Here is a 21619-nt window from a genome sequence, read left to right as displayed (position 1 = left end):
CACTTTCGTGACCGACAAGACCGGCTGGTGGCGGAGCGCGGCGATCTACCAGGTGTACATCCGCAGCTTCGCGGACGGCAACGGCGACGGCGTCGGCGACCTCGCCGGCGTCCGCGCCCGGCTGGACCACCTGGCCGACCTGGGGATCGACGCGATCTGGTTCACGCCGTGGTACCCGTCGCCGATGGACGACGGCGGCTACGACGTCGCCGACTTCCGCGACATCGAGCCGCTGTTCGGCACCCTCGCCGAGGCGGCGGAGCTGATCGCCGAGGCCCACGCCCGGAACATCCGGGTGATCATCGACATCGTGCCCAACCACTGCTCCGACGAGCACCGCTGGTTCCAGGCCGCGCTGGCCGCGGGCCCGGGTTCGCCGGAGCGGCAGCGGTTCTGGTTCCGCCCCGGCCGCGGTCCGGACGGGTCGGAACCGCCGAACAACTGGAAGTCGCGCTTCGGCGGGTCCGCGTGGACGCGCGTGCCGGACGGCGAGTGGTACCTGCACCTGTACAGCTCGCGCCAGCCCGACTTCAACTGGGACAACCCGGAGATCCGCACCGAGTTCGAGGACGTGCTGCGCTTCTGGTTCGACCGCGGCGTCGACGGCTTCCGCATCGACGTCGCCGACGGCCTGGTCAAGGACCCGCGGCTGCCCGACGTCGACGACGGCGACGAGACGCCGTTCTCCGACCAGGAGGGCCTGCACGAGATCTACCGGTCGTGGCGCAAGATCGCCGACAGCTACCCGGGCGAGCGCGTGCTGGTCGGCGAGATGTGGTTGCCGGACATGTCCCGCGCGGCACGCTACCTGCGCCGCGACGAGCTGCACTCGGCGTTCAACTTCGACTTCCTGGTCTGCCCGTGGGACAGCAAGCGCTTCCGCGACGTCATCGACCGGACGTTGAAGGCGCACGACGAGGTCGGCGCACCGGCGGCGTGGGTGCTGTCGAACCACGACGTCACGCGGCACGTCACCCGCTACGGACGCCAAGGCGACACCGGGTTCAGCTTCGCGAACCGGCTGCACGAGCTGCCGGTCGACCACGAGCTGGGCACCCGGCGAGCCCGGGCGGCGGCGCTGCTGACGCTGGCGCTGCCCGGCGGGCTGTACGTCTACCAGGGCGAAGAGCTGGGGCTGTGGGAGGTCCTGGACATCCCCGACGAGCTGCGCCAGGACCCGGTCTTCGCCCGGACCCGGGGCGCCGACCCGGGCCGGGACGGCTGCCGGGTCCCGATCCCGTGGTCGGGTTCGGAGGCACCGTTCGGGTTCGGGACCGGCGGCGCTTGGCTGCCGCAGCCGGAGTCCTGGAGCGCGTACACGGCCGAGGCGGAGGCGGCGGATCCGGCGTCGATGCTGTCGCTGTACCGCAACGGCCTGCGGCTGCGGCGCGACCTGCCGCCGGGTGAGCTGGAGTGGCTGTCGCTGGGCGAGGGGGTGCTGGCGTTCCGGCTGGGCACGGGGTTCACGTTCGCGCTGAACTTCTCGGACTCGCCGGTTCCGCTGCCGAGCGGTGAGGTCCTGCTGGCCAGCGGCCCGGTGGCGGACTCCCTGCCGACGGACACCGCGGTCTGGATCCGGCACTAGGACACACCGGAGGCCGCCGCCGGGCGAACCCGGCGGCGGCCTCCGGTGGTTCAGGCCTTACTTGGTGAGCTGCAGGACGTCGACGCCGCGGGTGTTGTCGGCCACGTACACGTACTTCCCGTGCCAGTACGGCGCCCACGCGCTCGCGTCGGCCGGGCGGTAGTAGGCGATCTGGCGCGGGTTCGTCGGGTCGCTGACGTCGAGGAACCGGGTGCCCTGCGCGTAGAACGACTGCACCAGGATCTTGCCGCGGACATCGAAGTAGTGCGCGGAGCAGTCGTCCGACGCCGGGTCGCTGCCCTCCTGGCCGTTGACGCTCCACGTGCCGACGCTCTGCAGGCGGAACGGCTTCTCCGGCGTCGAGCGCCAGCCTTCGCCGTGGTAGGAGCCCTTCAGCGACGAGATCGTCAGGACGCCGTCGCCCGCGCAGCCGTCGACGAAGTTCTCCTCCGTCGCGTAGACCAGGTCCTGGCCGCGCCAGGCACCGTCGCCGATGCGGTGGCCGGCCGGGTGGTAGCTGTTGTGCATGAACCGCGACGGCGCGGCCGTCTCGGCGATGCCGCCGCCGGCGTAGGGCACCGGCTCGTGCGCGGTCGCGCGGCGGATCTTGCCCGTCAGCGGGTCGCGGTGCACGCCGTTCGTCCAGTAGCCGCGCACACCGCCGCGGCCGGACACCCAGGCGACGCCGTTGCCGTCCACCTGCACGTCGTGCACGTAGTCGGTCTTGCCGTCGTTGCGGGCCAGCTCGATCGGCTGCGGATTGACCTTCGGGTGCTTCGGGTCGCGGATGTCGGTGACCCAGATCGGCCGGCCGCCCCACTCCGCCGGCTGGTTGTCGGCCTTCGCCGGGCCGCCGGTCCACAGGTAGCGGCAGCCGTCGACGCAGCTGGTGGTGTGGCCGGCCGGGACCTGCACGTAGCTGAGGATCGCCGGGGCCTCGGGCTTGGCGACGTCGACGACGTAGATGCCGGACTCGCCGGTGTGGGTGGTGCCGCCGAACGCGCGCGGGTCGCGGGAGAGGAACACCAGCTTGCGAGCCTGGTCGACCTCGGTGTCCTCGGTCTCCCACAGCCCCGGCAGGCTGACCTGCCCGACCAGCTTCGGCGCGGCCGGGTTCTTCGTCAGGTCGTAGACCTTGAGCCCGAACTCGCCGGACACGACCATGACGTCGCGGCGGCCGTAGTCGAGGAAGCCGATCGAGATGGCCCCGGCGGCGTCGGGCACGTTGCCGACGGGCTTGACGTTCTTGATCGCGCCCGGGTCACCCGCCGTGCGGGCGGCCGGGGTCGCGGGCTTGTCGTCTTCGCCGCAGGCGGCGGCCGGGAGACCGGTCGCGACCAGCGTGGCGCTGACGGTGACGGCGGCGAAGCACGACCGCAACCAGGTGCGCACGCGAAACCTCCAGAACGCTTGCGAGCGTGACCACCCGAACGGTACGACGGAGATCAACCGGACACAACCGTCTTTCGTTGCCATCTGGCTGGTAGGACTGGCGCATGCGCCTGCTCGTCCTCCTCGCCGCCCTGGTGCTCGCCGCCACGGGCTGTTCCGGTCCCGAACCCGCCCGGCCCGGCGTCCTGTCCGTCGGCATCCGGGAGCCCGCGACGCTGCTGCCCGCCGACCTCGCCGACCAGGCGGGCCGGCTGGTGACCGGCGCGCTCTGGACCCCGCTCGCCGGCTACGACGCGGCGTCGGGGAAGGTCACGCCGCGGGCGGCGGAGTCGATCGAGAGCACCGACCGGGTGCACTGGACGGTCAAGCTGCGGCCGGCGACGTTCCACGACGGCACCCCGGTCACCGCTCAGTCCTATGTGGACACCTGGCAAGCGATCGCTTCGTCGCGCTGGGTCTCCTCCCCGGTGCTGACGAAGCTCCTGCGCGCCCGCGAGATCAAGGCGGCCGCCCCGGACACGATCACGCTGACCCTCGACCGGCCGTCCGGCCAGGTCCCCGTGCTGCTCTCGGCGCCGGGCCTGGTGCCGCTGCCGGCGTCGGTGCTCGCTTCCCGTGACTGGGACGGCTTCGCGAAGGCGCCGGTCGGCAACGGCCCGTACCGGCTCGACGGCGGCTGGCGCCCGGGCTCCGGTGGCACCCTGAAGCGCGTCGGCGCCGGGAAGGCCGAGGAGATCGAGCTGCGGGTCGGCGAGCCGGCCGCCCAGTACGACGCGGTCAAGGCGGGCACGCTCGACCTCGCGACCGAGGTCCCCGGCGAGCGCCACGAAGCGATGCACGGCGAATTCGCCGACCGGCACGCGTCCTGGGCCCTGCCCGAGGCGGGCTACCTGGCGTTCCCGGTGACGAACCCGCGGTTCGCCGACGCGACGGTCCGCCACGGCTTCGCCCTCGGCGTCGACCGCGCGGCACTGGAGGCCGGCCCGCTCGCGCACCAGGTCGACCCGGCCAAGGCACTGCTGCCACCGTCGAACGCGCCGGGCGAGCGGGCCGGCACGTGCCGCCCGTGCAGCTTCGACGCGGCGGCCGGCAAGGCCCTGCTGAAGCAGGCGGCCTTCCCCGGCGGCGCAACCGTCTACTTCGGACCCGGCGCGGAGGCGTGGACGCGTGCCGTGGTGGTCGGGTTGCACAAAGCATTGGACGTTTCCGTGACGGCACAGGCCGCACCGCGCGCCGGCCAGCTCGACGGTCCCTCCACAGTGGACGTCAAGCTGGCCACGGCGAGCCCGTACGAGCTGCTCTCGCTCCTGGCTTCGGCGTCGGGCTACGCGGACGAGGTCTTCCACCAGAACCTGGCCTTGGCCGACGCGGCGGCCACGGCGGAGGAAGCGGGCGAGCTGTACCGGCTGGCGGAGAACCAGCTGCTGCGGGATCTGCCGGTGGCCCCGCTGTGGTCGGGCCACGGCCACGCCGTCTGGGGCTCCCGGGTCCACGACGTGACGACGACGCCGTTCACCGGGCCGGTGCTGGCGGGAATCGGCGTTTCGTGACCTGGGATCCCGCACCGCTGTCCGAGGTGGCCGAGTTGTTCTCGCACGTTCGCGTGCCGTGGTGGATCGCCGGCGGGTACGCGATCGAGCTGGCGGTGGGCCGGGCGTTCCGCGAGCACGCCGACGTCGACGTCCTGCTGCTCCGGCGCGACCAGCTCGCGGTCCAGGAGGCGCTGCCGTCGTGGGAGTGGTGGGCGGCGGACCCGCCGGGCACGCTGCGGCCCTGGGCGCGCGGCGAGCTACTGGGCGACGGCGTCGACGACGTGTGGTGCCGCCCGTCGGCGGCCGCGCCGTGGCGGATCCAGGTCATGCTCGACGGGGCCGACGGTGCCGAGTGGGTCTCCCGCCGGCACCCCGCGGTGCGACGCGAAATCGTGTTGCTGGACGGGGTCTCGGCCGAAGGCGTCCCCTACCTGGCGCCGGAGGTGCAGCTGTTCGCGAAGGCCCACGGCACCCGCCCCAAGGACGAGCAGGACTTCGCCGCCGCCCTGCCGGTGCTCGACGCGGCGCAGCGACGTTGGCTCGCGGAGGCGCTCCGGACGGCCTACGGCGCGCACCCCTGGCTCGGCCGCCTCTAAACGGTCGCGTGCTTGACCAGGGTTTCGATGAACGCCGTGGTCAGCGGGTCCGGGGCCGCGCGGGTGTAGGCGGTCAGCGTCCGGCGGACCGGCACGCCCGGCCGCAGCACCCGGCCGTCGAACCTCGCCGGCAGGACGTTCGCCGGCACCAGCGCCGGGCCCAGGCCCGCGGCCGCGAGGATCGGCGCGGCCGCCGTCTGCTCGGTGCGGACCGCCGCGCGGGGGCGGAAGCCCGCCGCCGCGCACGCCGCGTCGACCAGCTCGGCCAGGCCGTTGCCGGGGGCGTAGTGCACCCACGCGCAGTCCGCCAGCGTCGCCAGGTCGACTTCGCCCGTGCTGTTGTCCTCGCGGGCGCCGTCGGCGGGCAGGACGACGACGAACTCCTCGGTGCCCAGCTCGCGCACGGGGCCCGTCCAGCCGCCGGGCCGTGGCCCGAGCGCGACGTCTGCCTCGCCCGCGGCCATCGCCTCGCGCAGCTCGTCCGCGTGCCGGAACTCGATCAGCCGGACGTCGACCTCGGGCCGGTCGCGCCGCCACACGCGCAGTGCGGGCGGCAGGACGCCGAGGCTGACCGAGTACACCGTGGCGACCTGCAGCTCGCCCGCCGTCGTCCCGGACGCGAGCCGGGCGGCGCAGCGCGCGCGTTCGGCGTCGGCCAGCGCCGCCCGCGCGTGCGGCAGCATCGCCCGGCCCATCGGGGTCAGCCGGACGGCCCGGGGCAGCCGTTCCAGCAGCGGCCCGCCGAGGCCGCGCTCGAGGGCCCGCATCTGGTGCGACAACGCCGGCTGCGTCACGTGCAGCTGCTCGGCGGCGCGCGTGAACGACCCGGTGTCGACCACGGTGACCAGGTACTCGAGCTGCCGCAGGCTTGTCATGAACTCAGCTTATCGACTTGGTGATAACTATGCCTTGGACTTATCCGTCGGCCGAGCCGAGCCTGGAGACATGGAACGAAAGACAGCTTTGGTCGCCGGGGCCGGCGGCATCATCGGCAAGAACCTCGTGGACCACCTGCGCGCGACGGGCGGCTGGGACGTCATCGGCCTCTCCCGGCGGGGTGATCTCGCCGTCGACCTGCTCGACGCGGCCGACACCCGAGCGAAAGTGGGGGCGCTGACCGGCGTCACGCACCTCTTCTACGCGGCGTACCAGGACCGGCCGACGTGGGCGGAGCTCGTCCCGCCGAACCTGGCGATGCTGACGAACCTGGTCGACGCGGTGGCGCCCGGCTTGCAGCACATCAGCCTGATGCAGGGCTACAAGGTGTACGGCGCGCACCTCGGCCCGTTCAAGACCCCGGCACGCGAGACGGACGCGGGGCACATGCCACCGGAGTTCAACGTCGACCAGCAGCAGTTCCTCGAGCGGCGCGCGGGCGAGTGGACCTGGTCGGCGATCCGGCCGTCGGTCGTCGGCGGCACCGCGCTGGGCAACCCGATGAACCTGGCGCTGGTGATCGCGGTGTACGCCTCGATTTCGAAGGAACTCGGGCTGCCGCTGCGCTTCCCCGGCCAGCCGGGCGCGTACGACAGCCTGCTGGAGATGACCGACGCGGGCCTGCTGGCCTCGGCGACGGTCTGGGCGACCGGGCACGAGGGTGCGTTCAACATCGCGAACGGCGACCTGTTCCGCTGGCGCGAGCTCTGGCCGAAGCTGGCAGCGTACTTCGGGTTGGAGGTCGCGCCCCCGCTGCGGATGTCGCTGGTGGACGTCATGGCGGACAAAGGTCCACTGTGGACGTCAATGGCGGCGGAGTATGGTCTTTCGGCGTCCTATGCGGACGTTTCGTCGTCGTGGGCGTTCGGCGACTTCGTGTTCGGCTGGGACTACGACATGTTCGCGGACACGTCGAAGGCACGGCGGGCGGGTTTCCACGAATACGTCGAGACGGAGCAGATGTTCTACCGGTTGTTCGACGATTTCCGGAAGGCGCGGGTGATCCCCTAGAACGGGTCCGTAGTCGTCCATGCCGGCACAGACCCCCTGGCCATGCCGGCATGGACACCCCCCTGACGTCGTTCAGCGTACGGCTGGTGGGCGACCGTCCTCTATCCGTTATCCGCCGACCGGCCCGCGGATTCCGGCTTGCCGGCCCGGATCCGGTTCGGCGGTGCGGGAGGGCACCTGCCCGTACGCCTCGCGGTAGTACGCAGCGAACCGGCCGAGGTGCGTGAAGCCCCAGCGCGTCGCGACCTCGGCGACCGTGCCGGACGCGGAACCGTCCGCGATGCGCAGCAGGTCCTGGTGCACCCGGTCCAGCCGGACCCGCCGCAGGTGGGCCGCCGGGGTGGTCCCGAAGTCGGTGCGGAAGCGGTCCTGCAGGGTACGCGGGCTGACCCGCGCCGCCGCGGCCATGTCCGCCACCGATATCGGCTCACCCGCGTGTTCCTCGCAGTACGCCATCGCTCGTCGCACGACACGCGGCAACGCCGGATGGGCGTACGCGGGCCGGGCGGCGGAATGGTCGTGCGGCTGGAGGTCCACCAGGCCGTGCACGAGGACCTGTTCGAAGTGCGCGGCGGCCAGCGGGGACCGGGCCGCCAGCGGGGACGCCGTGAACTGCGCGAAGGCCCGCGCGGTCGCCAGCCACGCGGCCACCGCCGGGTCGCCGTCCGCCAAGGCGGGGTCGAACCGCAGGGCGGCAGCGGGCGGTTCACCGGTCTGCGCGGCGACCGCGTTGTCCACCACCGCCTGCGGCAGGAACAGGATGAGCGTGTCCGCCGTGGCCGACAGGGACATGCCCAGGGTCATCCCGGGCCCGGCAACCGAGCACGACGCGGCGACTTCGCGGCCCGCCACCCGGACGGAACTCCCACCGGCGAGCGGGATGTGGACGTTGTGGAAGTCGGGCAGTTCGCCGGCCACGACCTCGACCGGGACGCCCCACCCCAGCTCGTACAGCGCCAGCCCCTGCCGGTGCAGGCGGCGGAAGCGGGCGGGCGAGGAGTCCCCGCGGCCGACGCGCAGGCCGTGGGGTGAGAACTCCCCGGTCACCACCTCGTCCAGCGCCTCCACGTCGTTCCCCTCGAACAACATGTGCGGCCCGTGCATTTGGTCTCCCCCCGGAGTGCTGCCGGTGTGCTAGCCGCGGCCGATGAAGGGCATCGCCGTCGCGGTGACGGTGAGGAACTGGACGTTCGTGTCGAGCGGCAGCCCGGCCATGTACCGCACGGCGTCGGCGACGTGCCGGACGTCGAACGTCGGCTCGGCGAGGACCCGGCCGTCGGCCTGCGGGATGCCGGCGGCCATCCGCTCGGTCATTTCGGTGGCGGCGTTACCGATGTCGATCTGCCCGCAGGCGACGTCCCAGGCCCGGCCGTCGAGCGAGATCGACCGCGTCAACCCGGTGACGGCGTGCTTCGTGGCGGTGTAGGCGACGCTGGCCGGCCGCGGCGCGTGGGCGGAGATCGAGCCGTTGTTGACGATCCGGCCGCCGCGCGGGTCCTGGTCCTTCATGAGCCGGACGGCTTGCCGCGCGCAGAGGAACATCCCGGTGAGGTTGACGTCGACGGTCCGCTTCCAGTCCTCGACGGACAGGTCGGCGATGGTGCCGCCGGCCGAGACGCCGGCGTTGTTGAAGAGCAGGTCGAGCCGGCCCCACTTGTCGCGGACAGCCTGGAAGAGGGCTTCGACGGCGCGCTCGTCGGAAACGTCGGTGGGGACGGCGAGCGCGTTTTCGAAGCCGGAGGCGGTTTTGTCGAGAGCGTCGGCGCGCCGCCCGGCGAGTGCGACGTGGTAGCCGTCGGCCAGGAGCGCCTGGGCCACCGCCCGCCCGATTCCCGAACCCGCTCCGGTGACCACCGCCGTCTTTGCCATCCCGCCTCCTCGGTCTGTTCGCCGACGGGACCTCGCGCGAGCCCGCCGGTTAGGCACCCTAGCTGCCCGCGGGCCGGGTCGCCGACACGATCGGACCGCGTGTGCGCCGGCGGCCGACCCCACGGCAACGGGCGCGCGACCGAGGCCCCTCGCGAAGCGGCTCGCGCCCGACCGCGGAGGAAGCCGGACTGTTTTCCCCACCGGAGATCCCGGCACCGGCCCTTGGTCACCGGCCCGAAACGACGGGAACGGGGGCCCGGCCGACACCGGACCCCCGTTCCCGAAAACCGTCCCTACTTCGCCGGCACACCCAGCGCGGCCAAGGCCGGGCCGGCCATGATCACGCCGGTGCCCGTCACCGTGTCGAACCCGGGCGCGCCCAGGTCGATCGCCGAGGACACCAGGGCCGTGCGGATCTGGGCCTGCGTTGCCGCCGGCTTGCCCGACAGCAGCAGGGCCGCGATGGCCGCCGCGTGCGGGGCCGCCGCCGATGTTCCGAAGAACGGCTGGAAACCCGTCACCGAGGTGGCGACGCCGTCGGCCGCGGTGATGTCCGGCTTGGTGCGGACCGTGCCGCCGGTCGCGGACACGTTGCCCGGGGTGATCGCCGTGCCGTCCGCGTTGTAGAACAGGCGGCGCTTGCCGTCGGAGGAGAACCGCTCCCACTTGCTCGACGCCGTGTACAGGCCGGGGTACGGGCCGGCCGGGTTGGCCGGGTCGCCGGTCTCCAGGGGCCGGGTGAACGCGCCCGCCGCCGGCGCCGCCGCCACGCTGAACGCGTTGACCGCGGCCGAGTGGCCGTTCGTGACGCCGTCGGTGCTGAACGCCTTGAGCGAACCCGAAGCCACGAACCGGCCGCGGATGACGTTCAGCGCGATGAACCGGTCGGCGCCGCTGTACTTGACCACCGCGACCCGGAAACCGGAGCCGCTGGTGGGCACGGACGCGATTTCGTACGGGTTCTGCGAACCCGACTGCGCGTTTTCGCTGGAGGCCACGACGCTGCCCGAAGAGTTCAGGATGAACAGGTCGTAGTCGTTGGCGGACTTGCCCCACGGGTCGGACCAGAACAGCGTCACCGGGCGGCCGAGCGAGCCGGCCGAGAGGGCGTCGAAGTTCTGCGTGGTGCTGCTCGGGTCGAAGTCGTGCGGGGTGCCGGTGACGCCGCTGATCTTCGACGACGACGCGCGGAAGTCACCTTCGTAGTAACCGCTGGTGCCGTCGGTCGCGTTGCCCGAGTTGCCCGCCGAGGAGAAGTACAGCGCACCGGCCGCGGTCACGTCGTTGACCGCCTGCGCGACCTGCGTGTCCTGGAACGGCGACTCGTCGAAGTAGGAGACATCGTCGACGATGATCCGGCAGTTGCCGGTGGTGCGCAGCGCGCGGATGTTCGCCGCGAAGCTGGCCTCGCTGGTGAAGGCGGTCGCGAAGCCGAGGGTCGCGTTCGGCGCGAGGTCGTGGATGATCTCGAGCATCGCGGTGCCCTCGTCGCCGCTGCCCTTCTGGCCGGACAGGACGTCCACCGCGGGCAGTTCGCCGGCGCTCTGCGACTTCGCCAGGGAGTCGACGCCGTCGGAGAGCACGCAGACCTTCACGCCGGAGCCGCTGACGCCGTAGGTGGCGCGGGCCGAGTCGGCGCCGTGCGCCTTGTCGCCTTCGGACACCTGCGTCGCGGCGGCGGCCTTCGCGGCCAGCGCCTGGCGGAAGTCGCGGTTGCCCTGCTCGCTCCAGGTGGTGGCCTGCGCGGCCGGCTGCACCTCGGCGACGTCGGCCCGGCCGGCGATCGCGTCCAGCGCGGACAGCGGCAGGTCGGCGCGGACGGCACCGTCCGGCGAGACGGACCGGACGGTGCCGCCCGCCGCCTTGACGGCGTTCGCGACGGCGGTCCCGTGGGCGGCGATGTCGACCGAAACGGTGCCGGCGTTGCTGACACCCACACCGGAGCGGTATTCGGGCAGCTTCGCGGCCAGCGCCCGGTCGGCCCGCAACCGCTTCTCGACGACCAGCCGGCTCGATTGCTTGCGTTCCGCGGGGCTCAGGCTCTTCTTGATGCTCTGCAGCGCGCTGATGCCCGCCTCGGTGCGCGCGGCCGCCGCGTCCACGGTGGACGGCTGCGCCGCCGAGACCCCCGTGGTCAGCAGCAGCGCGCCGACCGTCAGCGGAACCGCGTGCGCGGCGACCCGGCTGAATCTCACCATCGATGTCTCCCTGTGGTACTCGGTCACTCGACCGAATGACACCCGACCGGTGTACTGGGGAGAATCTAAGTAGTGACCGGTCCGTGGTCCAGCGACCAAAGTCGGGAACGCCCCGTGGTCCACATGCTGGAACAATCAGGAGAATGTGAGAACTATTTTTCCCCGGCCGTGTCCGGTTTCGATTTCCCGGTGCGCGGCGGCGGCCTCGGGGTACGGGTAGGCGCGGCGCACGTGGAAGCGCAGATCGCCCTTGGCGTAGAGCGCGGCCAGCTCGGCGAGCCGCGCGGCCGAGCGCCCGGACTTCGAGACGAGCACGCCGAGCTCCGCGGCCCGGTGGTGGTCGACGAGCGTGAGGATCCGCTCCCGCTCCTTCACCAGGTCGAGTGAGACGTTGAGTGCCTCCCCGCCGGCGCCGTCGAGCACTACGTCGACCCCCTGCGGCGCGGCCGCCTCGATGCGGCCCTTCAGGCCTTCGCCGTAGACGACGGGCGTCGCACCCAGCTCGCGCAGGTAATCCTGATTGGCCTCGCTCGCGGTGCCGACCACGTGGGCACCCCGCAGCCGCGCGAGCTGGACGGCGGCGGTGCCGACGGACCCGGCGGCGCCGTGGATCAGCAGCGTCTGCCCTGCGCGCAGGTTCAGCGTTTCCAGGGCGATCGACGCGGTCTGCGTGCCGGCGGTGAACCCGCCGGCGACCTCCCACGGCATGTCCGGCGGCTTCGGCGTGACGTCGGAAGCGGGCACGACGATGTACTCGGCGGCGGCCTGCACGGCGGTGAAGCCGAGAACTTCGGTGCCGGCCTCGAGTTCGCCTTCGTCGACGACGCCGGCGAACTCGTTCCCGGGGACGCGCGGCCAGCCGAGAGTCAGGCCCGGCGGCTCCCACCCGGCACGGACGGCGGCGTCGTACGGCTGCACCCCGGCGGCTTTGACACGCACGCGGACCTGCCCGGGCCCGGCGTGCGGCTCCGGCAGATCGAGGACGCGGAGCACTTCGGGCCCGCCGAATTCGGTGAACGCTACGGCTTTCATGGCGCCAGTCTGATACTTCAAGCTCGCTGGAGGTCAACCGCGCAGCGGCCGGAAAATGTCGGTGGGCTGCCGTACGGTCCGCGCATGGAGGAAATCGAGATCGTCCGCGCCACCCCGGACCAAGCCGGTGCCTTGACCGCCCTGATGCACGCTTCTTCGGCCTACCAAGGCGAATACGCGTCCATCCTGGACGGCTACGCGGTCACGCCCGGGTACGTCGAAGCCAACCCGACCTTCACCGCCACCGCGGGCCGCGAGGTCCTCGGCTTCTACGCGCTGCTGGAAGCGGAACTCGACATCCTGTTCGTAGCGGACAAAGCGCAGGGGCGCGGCATCGGCGCCCGGCTGATCGCCCACCTGCTCGCCGAAGCGCGTGAGCGCGGGCTGGACAGCGTGCGGGTCGTCTCGTACCCGCCGGCGTTGGCGTTCTACCTCCGGATGGGTGCGCGGCGCACCGGCACGATCCCGGCGAAACCGCCGAAGGTTCGCTGGGACCGGCCGGAGCTCCGCTTCGACGTCCCTACATGTTGATCATGTGACCCGCGAGGCCGTGCAGGGCTTCCTTCACCGCTTCGCCCAGCGTCGGGTGGGCGTGGACGTTGCGCGCCACCTCGTGCACCGTCAGGTCCCACTGCTGGGCCAGCGTCAGCTCCGGCAGCAGCTCCGTCACGTCCGGGCCGATCAGGTGGCCGCCGATCAGTTCCCCGTGCTTCGCGTCGCTGATCAGCTTGACGAAGCCGCCCGCGTCGCCGAGGCCCTGGGCCTTGCCGTTGGCCGTGAACGGGAACTTCGCCACCTGGACGTCGAAGCCCTTCTCGCGGGCCTGCTCCTCCGTCCAGCCGAAGCTGGCGATCTGGGGCTGGCAGTACGTGGCGCGCGGGATCATCGGGAAGTCGAGCTCCATCGTCTCGGCGCCCGCGATCGTTTCCGCCGCCACCACGCCCATCGACTCCGACGCGTGCGCCAGCATCAGCTTCGCCGTCACGTCGCCGATCGCGAAGATGTGGCCGACGTTCGTGCGGCCGCGGCCGTCCACCGCGATCGCGCCGCGCTCGGTCAGCGCCACGCCGGTCTTCTCCAGGCCGTAGCCCTCCACCCGGGGCTGGAAGCCGATCGCCTGCATGACCTTGTCGGCCTCGAGGACCTGCTCGCCGTTCTTCTCAGACGACACCGTGACGCGCACCGACTCCCCGGAGTCGTCGATCGACTCGACGCGGGTCGAGGTCAGCACCTTGATGCCGAGCTTGCGGTACCGGCGCGCCAGCTCGGCCGACACCTCGGCGTCCTCCAGCGGCACCATCCGGTCGAGGAACTCGACGATCGTGACGTCGACGCCGTAGTTGTGCAGCACGTAGGCGAACTCGACGCCGATCGCGCCCGCGCCGGCGATGACGATGCTCGACGGCAGCTCGCTCGACAGGATCTGCTCTTCGTACGTCACCACGCGCTCGCTGCGCGAAGTCCCGGGCAGCAGCCGCGTCGTCGCGCCCGTCGCGATGATGCAGTGGTCGAACGTGATCGGCGAGCCGTTCACCTCGAGGGTGTGGTCGTCGAGGAACGTGCCGCGCCCGTCGAACTCGGTGATCTTGTTCTTCTTCATCAGGAAGTGCACGCCCTTGACGCGCCCGTCGGCGACCTTCCGGCTCCGCTCGTAGGCGGCCGTGTAGTCGACGCGGATCGGGCTGTCGGAGGAGATGCCGAACGCCTTCGCCTCCTGCGTCACCACGTGCGCCAGCTCGGCGTTGCGCAGCAGCGCCTTCGACGGGATGCACCCGACGTTCAGGCAGACCCCGCCCCAGTACTTCTCCTCGACCACCGCGGTGCTCAGCCCCAGCTGGGACGCGCGGATCGCCGCGACGTAGCCGCCTACCCCGGCCCCCAGCACGACGACATCAAAGTGTTGTGCACTCATACCCCGAAACTACCCTTTCCGGCAGGCCCGGGCGGGGTGACGCGGACCTCAGGCGGCGGCCGGGCGCTCCTCGCCGCGGAGCGAAACCAGCAACTCGGTGATCGCGGCCATGATCCGGGCCGTCGCCTCCTCCAGCACCGCGCGGGTCAGCTCGCGGCCGACGAGATCCGAGAGGTCGACCGGCGGCCCGGCGAGCAGCTCGACGGTCTTGCGCGGCAGCGCACGCGGGAACTTCGCCGTCGGCGGCAGCAGGTGGTGGGTACCCCAGTTGGCCACCGGGATCACCGGGGCGCCGGTCTCGAGCGCGGCGCGCACGACGCCGGTCTTGCCGTGCATCGGCCAGCCGTCCGGGTCGTTCGAGAACGTGCCTTCCGGGAAGATCGCGACGCACTCGCCCGCCCGCACCGAGGCGACCAGGTCGCGGTAGGCCTCCGCGGCCGTCGCCGCGCCGCGGTAGACGGGGATGTGCCGGCCGGAGCGCATCACGCGGCCTAGCACCGGCAGCTTCCACAGCGACGCCTTCGCCAGGTACCGCGGCACGCGCCCCGCCGCGAGGCAGAACGCCGTCAGCGTCGCCGGGTCGGCGAACGAGAGGTGGTTCGACGCCACCAGCACCCCGCCGGACTTCGGGATGTGGTGCGAGCCGCGCACCCGGAACCGGGTCGTCTGGGCGAGGAACTGCCAGACCACCTCGATCGCGAAGCTGTACCAGGCACCACGGCCGGCGCGGGCGAAGCGCCGGCCGTAGGCGATCATCTGGCGCCGGGTGAGCAGCTCACCTTCGAGGTCCAGTGCGGTCCAGCGGTCGGTCATGGTTGTCATTCGTAGCCCACGACCGGCCGGTTCGGCCCGCACCCGCGCCGAACGCGGCGCAGATCACAGCGAAAAACTTCAGAGCCGCTCGAGCACCACGACGGGGATCTCGCGGTCGGTCTTCTTGGCGTACTCGTTGTAGTCCGGCCAGACGGCGGCGAGCTTCTCCCACAGCTTCGCGCGCTCTTCGCCCTCGGCCGTGCGGGCGCGCGCGGTGAACTTGTCCGCCTTGATCTGGACGCCGACCTCGGGGTGCTCGACGAGGTTGAAGTACCAGCCGGGGTGGTTCGGCGCGCCGCCCTTGGAGGCCACGATCACCGCGTTGCCGTCGACCTCCTGGTAGATCAGGGCGAACTTGCGCTCCTGGCCGGTCTTGCGGCCCTTGGTGGTCAGCACCAGTGTCGGGACGCCTTCCTTCCAGTCGTGGCCGACCTCCCCGTCGGTCTCCTCGTAGCGGCGGACGTGCTCGTCACCGAACAGCATGCGTGATTTCCTTTCGCGGTCTTTCGGCAGTGGCGGGCTCACCACTTGACGGTTCTCCTGGTTCACAACACACGCAGCACGCGCGATCTTCCCGCGGGTTTCACTCGTTCGGGGGAGGTCCCCCGAGCAGCGGCTTCTCCCGGCACACCCTCCTCCCAGTAGATTGCACCGACCGAGCACGCCGAGACACTCGAGACCGATCTTGGAGGAGCCAGCCATGAAGGCCCGGCCGCACGTGACACTCGAAGACGTGGCACGCAGCGCGAACGTCTCGCTCGCGACGGCGTCGCGGGTGCTCAACGGCACCGCCTCCGTCCGCGCCGACCTGCGGGAGCGGGTGTCCGCCGCCGCGGCCGAACTGGCCTACGCCCCCAACGCGCACGCACAGGCGCTCGCCGGCGGCACCCACCGCACGGTCGGCGTGATCTGCCACGACGTCAGCGACCCGTACTTCGCCGCGATCGCGGGCGGGGTGATGCGGGTGGCCACCGACAACGGGCTGCTCGTGATGCTCGCCGGCACGTTCCGCGACCCGGACCGCGAGGTCGCCTACGTCTCGACGCTGCGCGCCCAGCGGGCCGCGGCCATCCTGCTCATCGGCTCGGCGTTCGAGGACCGGGCGTGGGAACGCGCGATGGCCGCCGAGCTGGAGCCCTACCGGCGCGGCGGCGGCCAGGTCGCGGCGGTCAGCAGGCACCGCGGGCTCAAGATCGACACCGTGCAGCCGGACAACAAGGGCGGCGCCGCGGCGCTGGCGAAGGAACTGGTCGGCCTCGGCCACAAGCGGTTCGCCGTGCTGGCCGGGCCGCGGCGGCTGAGCACCGTGATCGACCGGCTGGCCGGGTTCTCCGGCGAGCTCGCCGCGCAGGGCATCGAACTGCGCGACGAAGACGTCATCGAGGGTGCGTTCAGCCGCGACGGCGGCTACGAGGCGACGAAGCAGCTGCTCGCCGGCCGCAAGCGCAAGCTGCCGACCTGCCTGTTCGCCGTCACCGACGTGATGGCCATCGGCGCGCTGACGGCGTTGCGGGAGGAAGGGCTGTCCGTGCCCGGTGACATCTCGGTGGCGGGCTTCGACGACATCCCGGTGGTCCGGGACCTCGCCCCGGCGCTGACCACGGTGCGGCTGCCGCTGGAGGAGCTCGGCGAACGGGCGATGGACCTGGCGATCAAGGGGGCCGCGGGCTCCCGGCCGCGGACGGTCCGGCTCTCCGGCGAGGTCGTCCTGCGCGAAAGCACCGGACGCCCCAAGCGCTGACCCGCACGGGCCTTGTCGCGCCGCGGCACAGGCCCTACCGTGGGTTGAGAAAGCGCTTTCTGACCCTCTCGGAGGTCCTCGATGCTCGTGCTCCCGGCTCCCGGCGGCGAGCTCCTGAACTGGTCGCCGTCCGGGCCACGGCCCCCCGAACCCCCGAAGGCGCCGCCCTCGGGGCGCATCGCCTACGCCGCCGCGCACGTCGTCGCGGACGCGCTGGCCGACGAGCCCTACGCCGTGGACTGGGACACGACGCTGGCCTTCCGCGAGCACCTCTGGTCGTGCGGGCTCGGCGTCGCGGAGGCGATGGACACCGCGCAGCGCGGCATGGGCCTGGACTGGCCGGCGACGCAGGAACTGGTGTCCCGCACCGGCGCGGCCGCGGCCGGGCGGCGCTGGTGCGCCGGGGTCGGCACCGACCAGCTGCCGGCGGGACCGGCCACCGTGGCGTCCATTGTGGACGCCTGGCGCGAGCAGCTGGACCTGGTGGCGGGCGCGGGCGCGATCCCGGTCGTGATGGCCAGCCGCGCGCTGGCCGCGGCGGCGACCGGCCCGGACGACTACCACGCGGCGTACGGGAAGCTGCTGTCCGAGGCGGGCGGGCCGGTCCTGCTGCACTGGCTGGGTGAGCAGTTCGACCCGGCGCTGGCCGGCTACTGGGGCCACGCCGACGTCCGCGCCGCGGCCCGCGAACTGGCCGCGCTGTGCGCCGGGCACGCCGGCACGATCGCCGGTGTGAAGGTCTCGGTGCTGGACGCCGAAGTCGAGGTCGAGTTCCGGCGGGCCCTCCCGGACGGCGTCGCCTGCTACACCGGCGACGACTTCAACTACCCCGAGCTGATCGCCGGGGACGCGGCAGGCCACAGCGAAGCCCTGCTCGGCATCTTCGACCCGATCGCCCCGGTCGCCGCGGCGGGACTGCGTCGTCTGGGCGACGGCGACCGCGCCGGGTTCCACGCCCTGCTCGACCCGACCGTGCCGCTGGCCCGCGAGATCTTCCGCGCGCCGACCCGGCACTACAAGACCGGCGTGGTGTTCCTGGCCCACCTCAACGGCCACCAGAACCACTTCCGGATGATCGCCGGCCAGGAATCCGCGCGCACGATCACCCACCTGGCGACGCTGCTGCGGCTCGCCGACGAGGCCGGCGTGCTGACCGACCCCGACCTGGCCGAGGCCCGGATGCGGCCGCTGCTGCAGGCCGCGGGGGTCGTGTGATGGACCCCCGGCTGAGCCTCAACCAGATCACCACCAAGTCCTGGTCGCTGCCCGAGGCCGTGGCCGGCTGCGCCGAAGCGGGCGTCGGCTGGATCGGCCTGTGGCGCGACAAGGTCGCCGAGACCGGCGTCGACGAGGCCGCGCGCCTGCTCAAGGAGCACGGTGTGCGGGTTTCGTCGTTGTGCCGCGGTGGGTTCTTCACCGGCGTGACGCCGGACGGGTCCCCTGTGGACGGTGTGGCGCAGACCCGGGAGGCGATCGACGAAGCCGCCGCGCTCGGCGCCGACGTGCTCGTGCTGGTCGTGGGCGGCATCGCGGGCAACGACCTCGCCGCGTCCCGGCAGCGCGTCGCCGACGCCGTCGGCGAGCTGGCGCCGTACGCCGGGGAGCGCGGGGTGCGGCTGGGCCTGGAACCGCTGCACCCGATGCAGTGCGCGGACCGGTCGGTGCTGTCCACTGTAGACCAGGCGCTGGCCATCGCGCTGGAACACCCGGCCGCCCACGTCGGCGTCGTCGTGGACGAGTTCCACGTCTGGTGGGACCCGCGGATCGAGGCGTCGATCGCCGCGGCCGCCGGCCGGATCGCCGGGTTCCACGTGTGCGACGTCCTCGTGCCGCTGCCGGACCCGCTGCTGGGCCGCGCCCTGCCCGGCGACGGCCCGATCGACCACCGGCACCTGCGCGCGGCCGTGGAAGCCGCGGGCTACACCGGGCCGATCGAGGTCGAGGTGTTCAACGCGGACCTGTGGGCCCGCCCGGGTGCGGAGGTGCTTGCGGAGACCGTTGCGGCGTTCGAGCGGTTCGTCGCCTGACCGGTACGCTGGGGCTGTCAAGCGGACGGGGGTCGCTCGATGACGGCGGACGACGACGGTGGGGTCCGGAGCGTGCTGCGGGCGTTCGACCTGCTCGCTCTCTTCACCGAACACCGCCGGACCTGGGCGGTCAAGGACCTCACCGCGGCCAGCGGCCTCGCGAAGACGACCGTGCTGCGGCTGATCGCCAGCTGCGAGCAGCGCGGCCTGCTGTGGACGCGTCCGGACGGGCGGATCACCGTCGGGCCGGGGATGCTGCGCTGGGCGCAGCTGGCGAACACGGCGTGGCAGCTGCCCGAGCCGGTGCGGCAGGTGCTTCGTGAGCTGGCCGGTGACTGCGGCGAAACGGTGAACCTCTACGTGCGCAGCACCGCCGTGCTCGTCTGCGTGGCCCAGCAGGAGGGGTCGCGGGCCATCCGGCACGTGGGCCGGGTGGGTGACGAGCTGCCGCTGGGGTACGGGCCCGCCGGGCAGGTCCTCGGCGGCGGGGGCGGCGACACCGCGGTCGGCCACGGCGAGCCGGAGGCGGGCGCGTCCAGCGTCGCCGCTGCGGTGCACGACGGCGAGGGGCGGGTGCTCGCCGCACTGGCGATCACCGGTCCGACCAGCCGGTTCGGGGACGCGGAAATCGCTGCGCTGACCGAAGCCGTCGGCCGCGCCTCCCGGCGGATATCGCGGATCGGGCTCGGTACGCGGACGGATTAGGCCACATCCACCGGGCGGCCGCCGGACCGTTGGTTAGGCTTCCCGGCATGCCGAACCTGCTGGTGGTGGAAGACGACGCGGCGATCGGCAGCGTGCTCGAATCGACCTTGCGGCTGCACGGTCACCAGGTGTGCTGGTGCCGCGACGGGCGGAGTGCCCAGAAAACCGCCGAAACCGGCGATTTCGACCTCGTGCTGCTCGACCTCGGCCTGCCCGACCTCGACGGCGTCGAGGTGTGCCGCCGCCTGCGGGCCGCGCTGCCCGCCGCGGTGCTGGTCATCCTGACCGCGCGGCAGGATGAGATGGACGTCGTCGTCGGGCTGGACGCCGGGGCCGACGACTACCTCACCAAGCCGATCCGGCTGGGCGAGCTGCTGGCCAGGGTGCGGGCGCACCTGCGGCGCGGTGCGCCCGCCGCGGCCCGGCCCCCGGTGACCATCGGCGGGCTGACCGTCGACATCGCCGGCCGCCGCGCCACCCTGGGCGGGCGCGAGGTGGTCCTGCGGGCCAAGGAGTTCGACCTGCTGGCCCGGCTCGCCGAGCAGCCCGGCGTCGCGGTCAGCCGCGAGACCCTGATGTCCGAGGTCTGGGACGCGCACTGGTACGGCTCGACCAAGACGCTGGACGTGCACATCGCGGCGGTGCGCCGCAAGCTGACGGCGGCCGCCGGCCCCGACGACGAGGTCCCGCGGATCGCCACGCTGCGCGGGCACGGCTACCGGCTGGAAGACCCGGCCCGCACCGCCGCCGAAGGGTAGCCGTGCGCCGCAAGATCATTTCGCTGACGGTGCTGGCCGCCCTGGTCGCGACCGCGCTCTTCGCGCTGCCGCTGGGCATCGCGGTGTGGCAGTACTACCACGACGACACCAAGGGCGACCTGGAGCGGGCGGCGGACGCCGCCGCGCTCGTCGTCTCGGCGGACCTGAACGCGGGCCGGACTCCGACCGTGCCCCCGCTCGACGAGGACGACGACGAAGCCGAGGGCGAGGTCGGGGTCTACGCCCCGGACGGGCGGCTGCTCGCCGGGCACGGACCCGCCGTCGCCGGCCCGGTCGAGCGGCAGGCGGCGGAGGCCACGATGGACGTCGTCATCGGCCGCGAAGGCGACGAAATGGCGCTGGCGGTGCCGGTGGTCAGCGGCTCCCGGGTGACCGGCGTGGTCCGCGCCGCGCTGCCGCTGGCCCAGCTGCGGATGCGGATCCTGCTGACCTGGCTCGGCATGGCCGGGCTCGCGGTCGCGACGACCGGGGTGAGCTGGCTGCTGGCCCGGCGGTTCACGACCCGGCTCGTCCGGCCCCTGGAGGAGCTCGCCGCCGCGGCCGGGCGGCTCGGCGACGGCGACTTCAGCGCCCGGTCGCCGCGTGCGGGTGTCGCCGAGATCGACCAGGTCGGCGAGGCGCTGGACGCCACCGCGACCCGGATCGGCGAGACCCTGGAACGCGAGCGCGCGTTCTCCGCGGAGGCGTCGCACCAGCTGCGCACGCCGCTGACCGGGCTGCGCCTGCAGCTCGAAGCCGCGCTGGAGACGCCGTCGGCGGACCCGTACGCGGCCATCCGCGCCGGCCTCGCGTCCGCCGACCGGCTGGAACGCACCATCGAGGACCTCCTGGCGCTGGGCCGGGAACGCCGGGCACCGCGGGCCGAGCTGGACCTCGGCGCGATCCTCGAGGAGGTCCGGCAGGCCGGCGAAGCCCTGCTCGGGCCGCGGGGGCGGGAGCTGCGGATCCGCCGGGAGGACCCGCCGATGGCGCACGCGGCGGCCGCGGCGGTCCGGCAGGTGCTCGCCGTGCTGCTGGACAACGCGGTGACGCACGGCCGCGGCACGGTCACGGTGCTCGCCCGCGACGCCGGCGACGCGCTCGCCATCGACGTCGCCGACGAGGGCCCCGACCTCGGCGAGACGGACCCGTTCGCGACCGCGCCCACCGGCCACGGCATCGGCCTGCGGCTGGCCCGCAGCCTCGCCGAAGCCGAAGGCGGCCGCCTCCGGCTGAGCCGTCCCGACCCGCCCACGTTCACCCTCCTCCTCCCGGCCGGCACTTCGACGTGATCCCCGGGGCATCACCCGTGCTTGGGGAGGCATCACGCGTGATTGGCGGGGCATCACCCGTGATTGGCGGGGCATCACCCGTGATGCCCCCCGGATCACGCGTGATGCCCCTGGAGACACGCGTGATGCCCCTCCGGACACGAGTGTGGAGTTGCCCCGGCGGGGCGGACACGGGGTTTTCAGGCAGCTGGGGCTTGAGCGTAGTAGTTGGTTCGGGTTT

Annotated in this window: 20 protein-coding genes; 11 read left to right on the top strand and 9 right to left on the bottom strand. The window is 72.7% G+C overall.

From position 1 onward, the window contains the following. Positions 1–7: 7 nt before the first annotated feature. Positions 8–1585 carry a glycoside hydrolase family 13 protein gene (locus Q5425_RS21335; RefSeq protein ID WP_308674032.1) on the top strand — a complete coding sequence of 526 codons (1578 nt, stop codon included), beginning with the start codon at positions 8–10 and terminating at the stop codon, positions 1583–1585. 57 nt (positions 1586–1642) lie between these two features. On the opposite strand, the gene Q5425_RS21330 is transcribed toward Q5425_RS21335, so the two are convergent. Next, the gene (locus Q5425_RS21330; protein WP_308674031.1) at positions 1643–2977 is read right to left on the bottom strand and encodes a hypothetical protein; all 1335 of its coding nucleotides are present in this window, start codon (positions 2975–2977) and stop codon (positions 1643–1645) included. Between the two features lie 104 nt (positions 2978–3081). Here Q5425_RS21330 and Q5425_RS21325 point away from each other — a divergent pair, with 104 nt between their 5' ends. Both Q5425_RS21325 and Q5425_RS21320 read left to right on the top strand, forming a co-directional pair. After that, positions 3082–4527, top strand: coding sequence for an ABC transporter substrate-binding protein (locus Q5425_RS21325; protein WP_308674030.1), 1446 nt, complete (start codon positions 3082–3084; stop codon positions 4525–4527). Then, on the top strand, positions 4524–5105 hold the full coding sequence (locus Q5425_RS21320; RefSeq protein ID WP_308674029.1) for a nucleotidyltransferase domain-containing protein: 582 nt from the start codon (positions 4524–4526) through the stop codon (positions 5103–5105). The genes Q5425_RS21325 and Q5425_RS21320 overlap by 4 nt, the downstream gene beginning before the upstream one ends. On the opposite strand, the gene Q5425_RS21315 is transcribed toward Q5425_RS21320, so the two are convergent. After that, positions 5102–5980, bottom strand: a complete 879-nt coding sequence (locus Q5425_RS21315; RefSeq protein WP_308674028.1) for a LysR family transcriptional regulator — start codon at positions 5978–5980, stop codon at positions 5102–5104. The two genes, Q5425_RS21320 and Q5425_RS21315, sit on opposite strands and share 4 nt — an antisense overlap. 70 nt (positions 5981–6050) lie before the next feature. Here Q5425_RS21315 and Q5425_RS21310 point away from each other — a divergent pair, with 70 nt between their 5' ends. Beyond that, positions 6051–7052: an SDR family oxidoreductase gene (locus Q5425_RS21310; RefSeq protein ID WP_308674026.1), complete on the top strand. Its 1002-nt coding sequence runs from the start codon at positions 6051–6053 to the stop codon at positions 7050–7052. Between the two features lie 108 nt (positions 7053–7160). Here the strand turns inward: Q5425_RS21310 and Q5425_RS21305 are convergent, their stop codons facing one another. The 4 genes from Q5425_RS21305 to Q5425_RS21290 form a co-directional block, all read right to left on the bottom strand. Then, complete coding sequence (locus tag Q5425_RS21305; protein ID WP_308674025.1) at positions 7161–8156, bottom strand: AraC family transcriptional regulator; 996 nt, start codon at positions 8154–8156, stop codon at positions 7161–7163. A gap of 30 nt (positions 8157–8186) precedes the next feature. Next, complete coding sequence (locus tag Q5425_RS21300; RefSeq protein WP_308674024.1) at positions 8187–8921, bottom strand: SDR family oxidoreductase; 735 nt, start codon at positions 8919–8921, stop codon at positions 8187–8189. A 293-nt stretch (positions 8922–9214) separates the two neighbouring features. Then, positions 9215–11119: a S8 family serine peptidase gene (locus Q5425_RS21295; protein ID WP_308674023.1), complete on the bottom strand. Its 1905-nt coding sequence runs from the start codon at positions 11117–11119 to the stop codon at positions 9215–9217. 135 nt (positions 11120–11254) lie between these two features. Then, positions 11255–12151, bottom strand: coding sequence for an NADP-dependent oxidoreductase (locus Q5425_RS21290; RefSeq protein WP_308674022.1), 897 nt, complete (start codon positions 12149–12151; stop codon positions 11255–11257). A gap of 84 nt (positions 12152–12235) precedes the next feature. On the opposite strand from Q5425_RS21290, the gene Q5425_RS21285 reads away from it, so the two are divergent. Further along, positions 12236–12682, top strand: a complete 447-nt coding sequence (locus Q5425_RS21285; RefSeq protein ID WP_308674021.1) for a GNAT family N-acetyltransferase — start codon at positions 12236–12238, stop codon at positions 12680–12682. Here the strand turns inward: Q5425_RS21285 and lpdA are convergent. The 3 genes from lpdA to Q5425_RS21270 all read right to left on the bottom strand — a co-directional run bounded on the left by lpdA (position 12672) and on the right by Q5425_RS21270 (position 15359). After that, entirely contained in the window at positions 12672–14063 is a 1392-nt protein-coding gene (gene lpdA, locus Q5425_RS21280) for a dihydrolipoyl dehydrogenase (protein WP_308674020.1), read from the bottom strand. The genes Q5425_RS21285 and lpdA overlap by 11 nt on opposite strands. 48 nt (positions 14064–14111) lie before the next feature. Beyond that, positions 14112–14876: a lysophospholipid acyltransferase family protein gene (locus Q5425_RS21275; protein WP_308674019.1), complete on the bottom strand. Its 765-nt coding sequence runs from the start codon at positions 14874–14876 to the stop codon at positions 14112–14114. A 78-nt stretch (positions 14877–14954) separates the two neighbouring features. Beyond that, entirely contained in the window at positions 14955–15359 is a 405-nt protein-coding gene (locus Q5425_RS21270; protein WP_308674018.1) for a nitroreductase family deazaflavin-dependent oxidoreductase, read from the bottom strand. Positions 15360–15576: 217 nt separating this feature from the next. On the opposite strand from Q5425_RS21270, the gene Q5425_RS21265 reads away from it, so the two are divergent. From Q5425_RS21265 to Q5425_RS21240, 6 genes are all read left to right on the top strand, one after another. Continuing rightward, positions 15577–16617, top strand: a complete 1041-nt coding sequence (locus Q5425_RS21265; RefSeq protein WP_308674017.1) for a LacI family DNA-binding transcriptional regulator — start codon at positions 15577–15579, stop codon at positions 16615–16617. An 81-nt stretch (positions 16618–16698) separates the two neighbouring features. After that, on the top strand, positions 16699–17832 hold the full coding sequence (locus tag Q5425_RS21260; protein WP_308674016.1) for a DUF993 family protein: 1134 nt from the start codon (positions 16699–16701) through the stop codon (positions 17830–17832). Continuing rightward, positions 17832–18644 carry a sugar phosphate isomerase/epimerase family protein gene (locus Q5425_RS21255; protein ID WP_308674015.1) on the top strand — a complete coding sequence of 271 codons (813 nt, stop codon included), beginning with the start codon at positions 17832–17834 and terminating at the stop codon, positions 18642–18644. The genes Q5425_RS21260 and Q5425_RS21255 overlap by 1 nt, the downstream gene beginning before the upstream one ends. 39 nt (positions 18645–18683) lie before the next feature. Then, the gene (locus Q5425_RS21250; protein WP_308674014.1) at positions 18684–19349 is read left to right on the top strand and encodes a helix-turn-helix domain-containing protein; all 666 of its coding nucleotides are present in this window, start codon (positions 18684–18686) and stop codon (positions 19347–19349) included. Positions 19350–19396: 47 nt separating this feature from the next. Beyond that, entirely contained in the window at positions 19397–20107 is a 711-nt protein-coding gene (locus tag Q5425_RS21245; protein ID WP_308674013.1) for a response regulator transcription factor, read from the top strand. A 2-nt stretch (positions 20108–20109) separates the two neighbouring features. Further along, complete coding sequence (locus tag Q5425_RS21240) at positions 20110–21399, top strand: HAMP domain-containing sensor histidine kinase (RefSeq protein WP_308674012.1); 1290 nt, start codon at positions 20110–20112, stop codon at positions 21397–21399. Positions 21400–21619: the final 220 nt, after the last annotated feature.

It is taken from the genome of Amycolatopsis sp. A133, assembly GCF_031082405.1.
Classification (GTDB): domain Bacteria; phylum Actinomycetota; class Actinomycetes; order Mycobacteriales; family Pseudonocardiaceae; genus Amycolatopsis.
The sequence above is the reverse complement of the archived record's forward strand: the minus strand, read 5'-3'. Positions and strand labels throughout refer to the sequence as shown.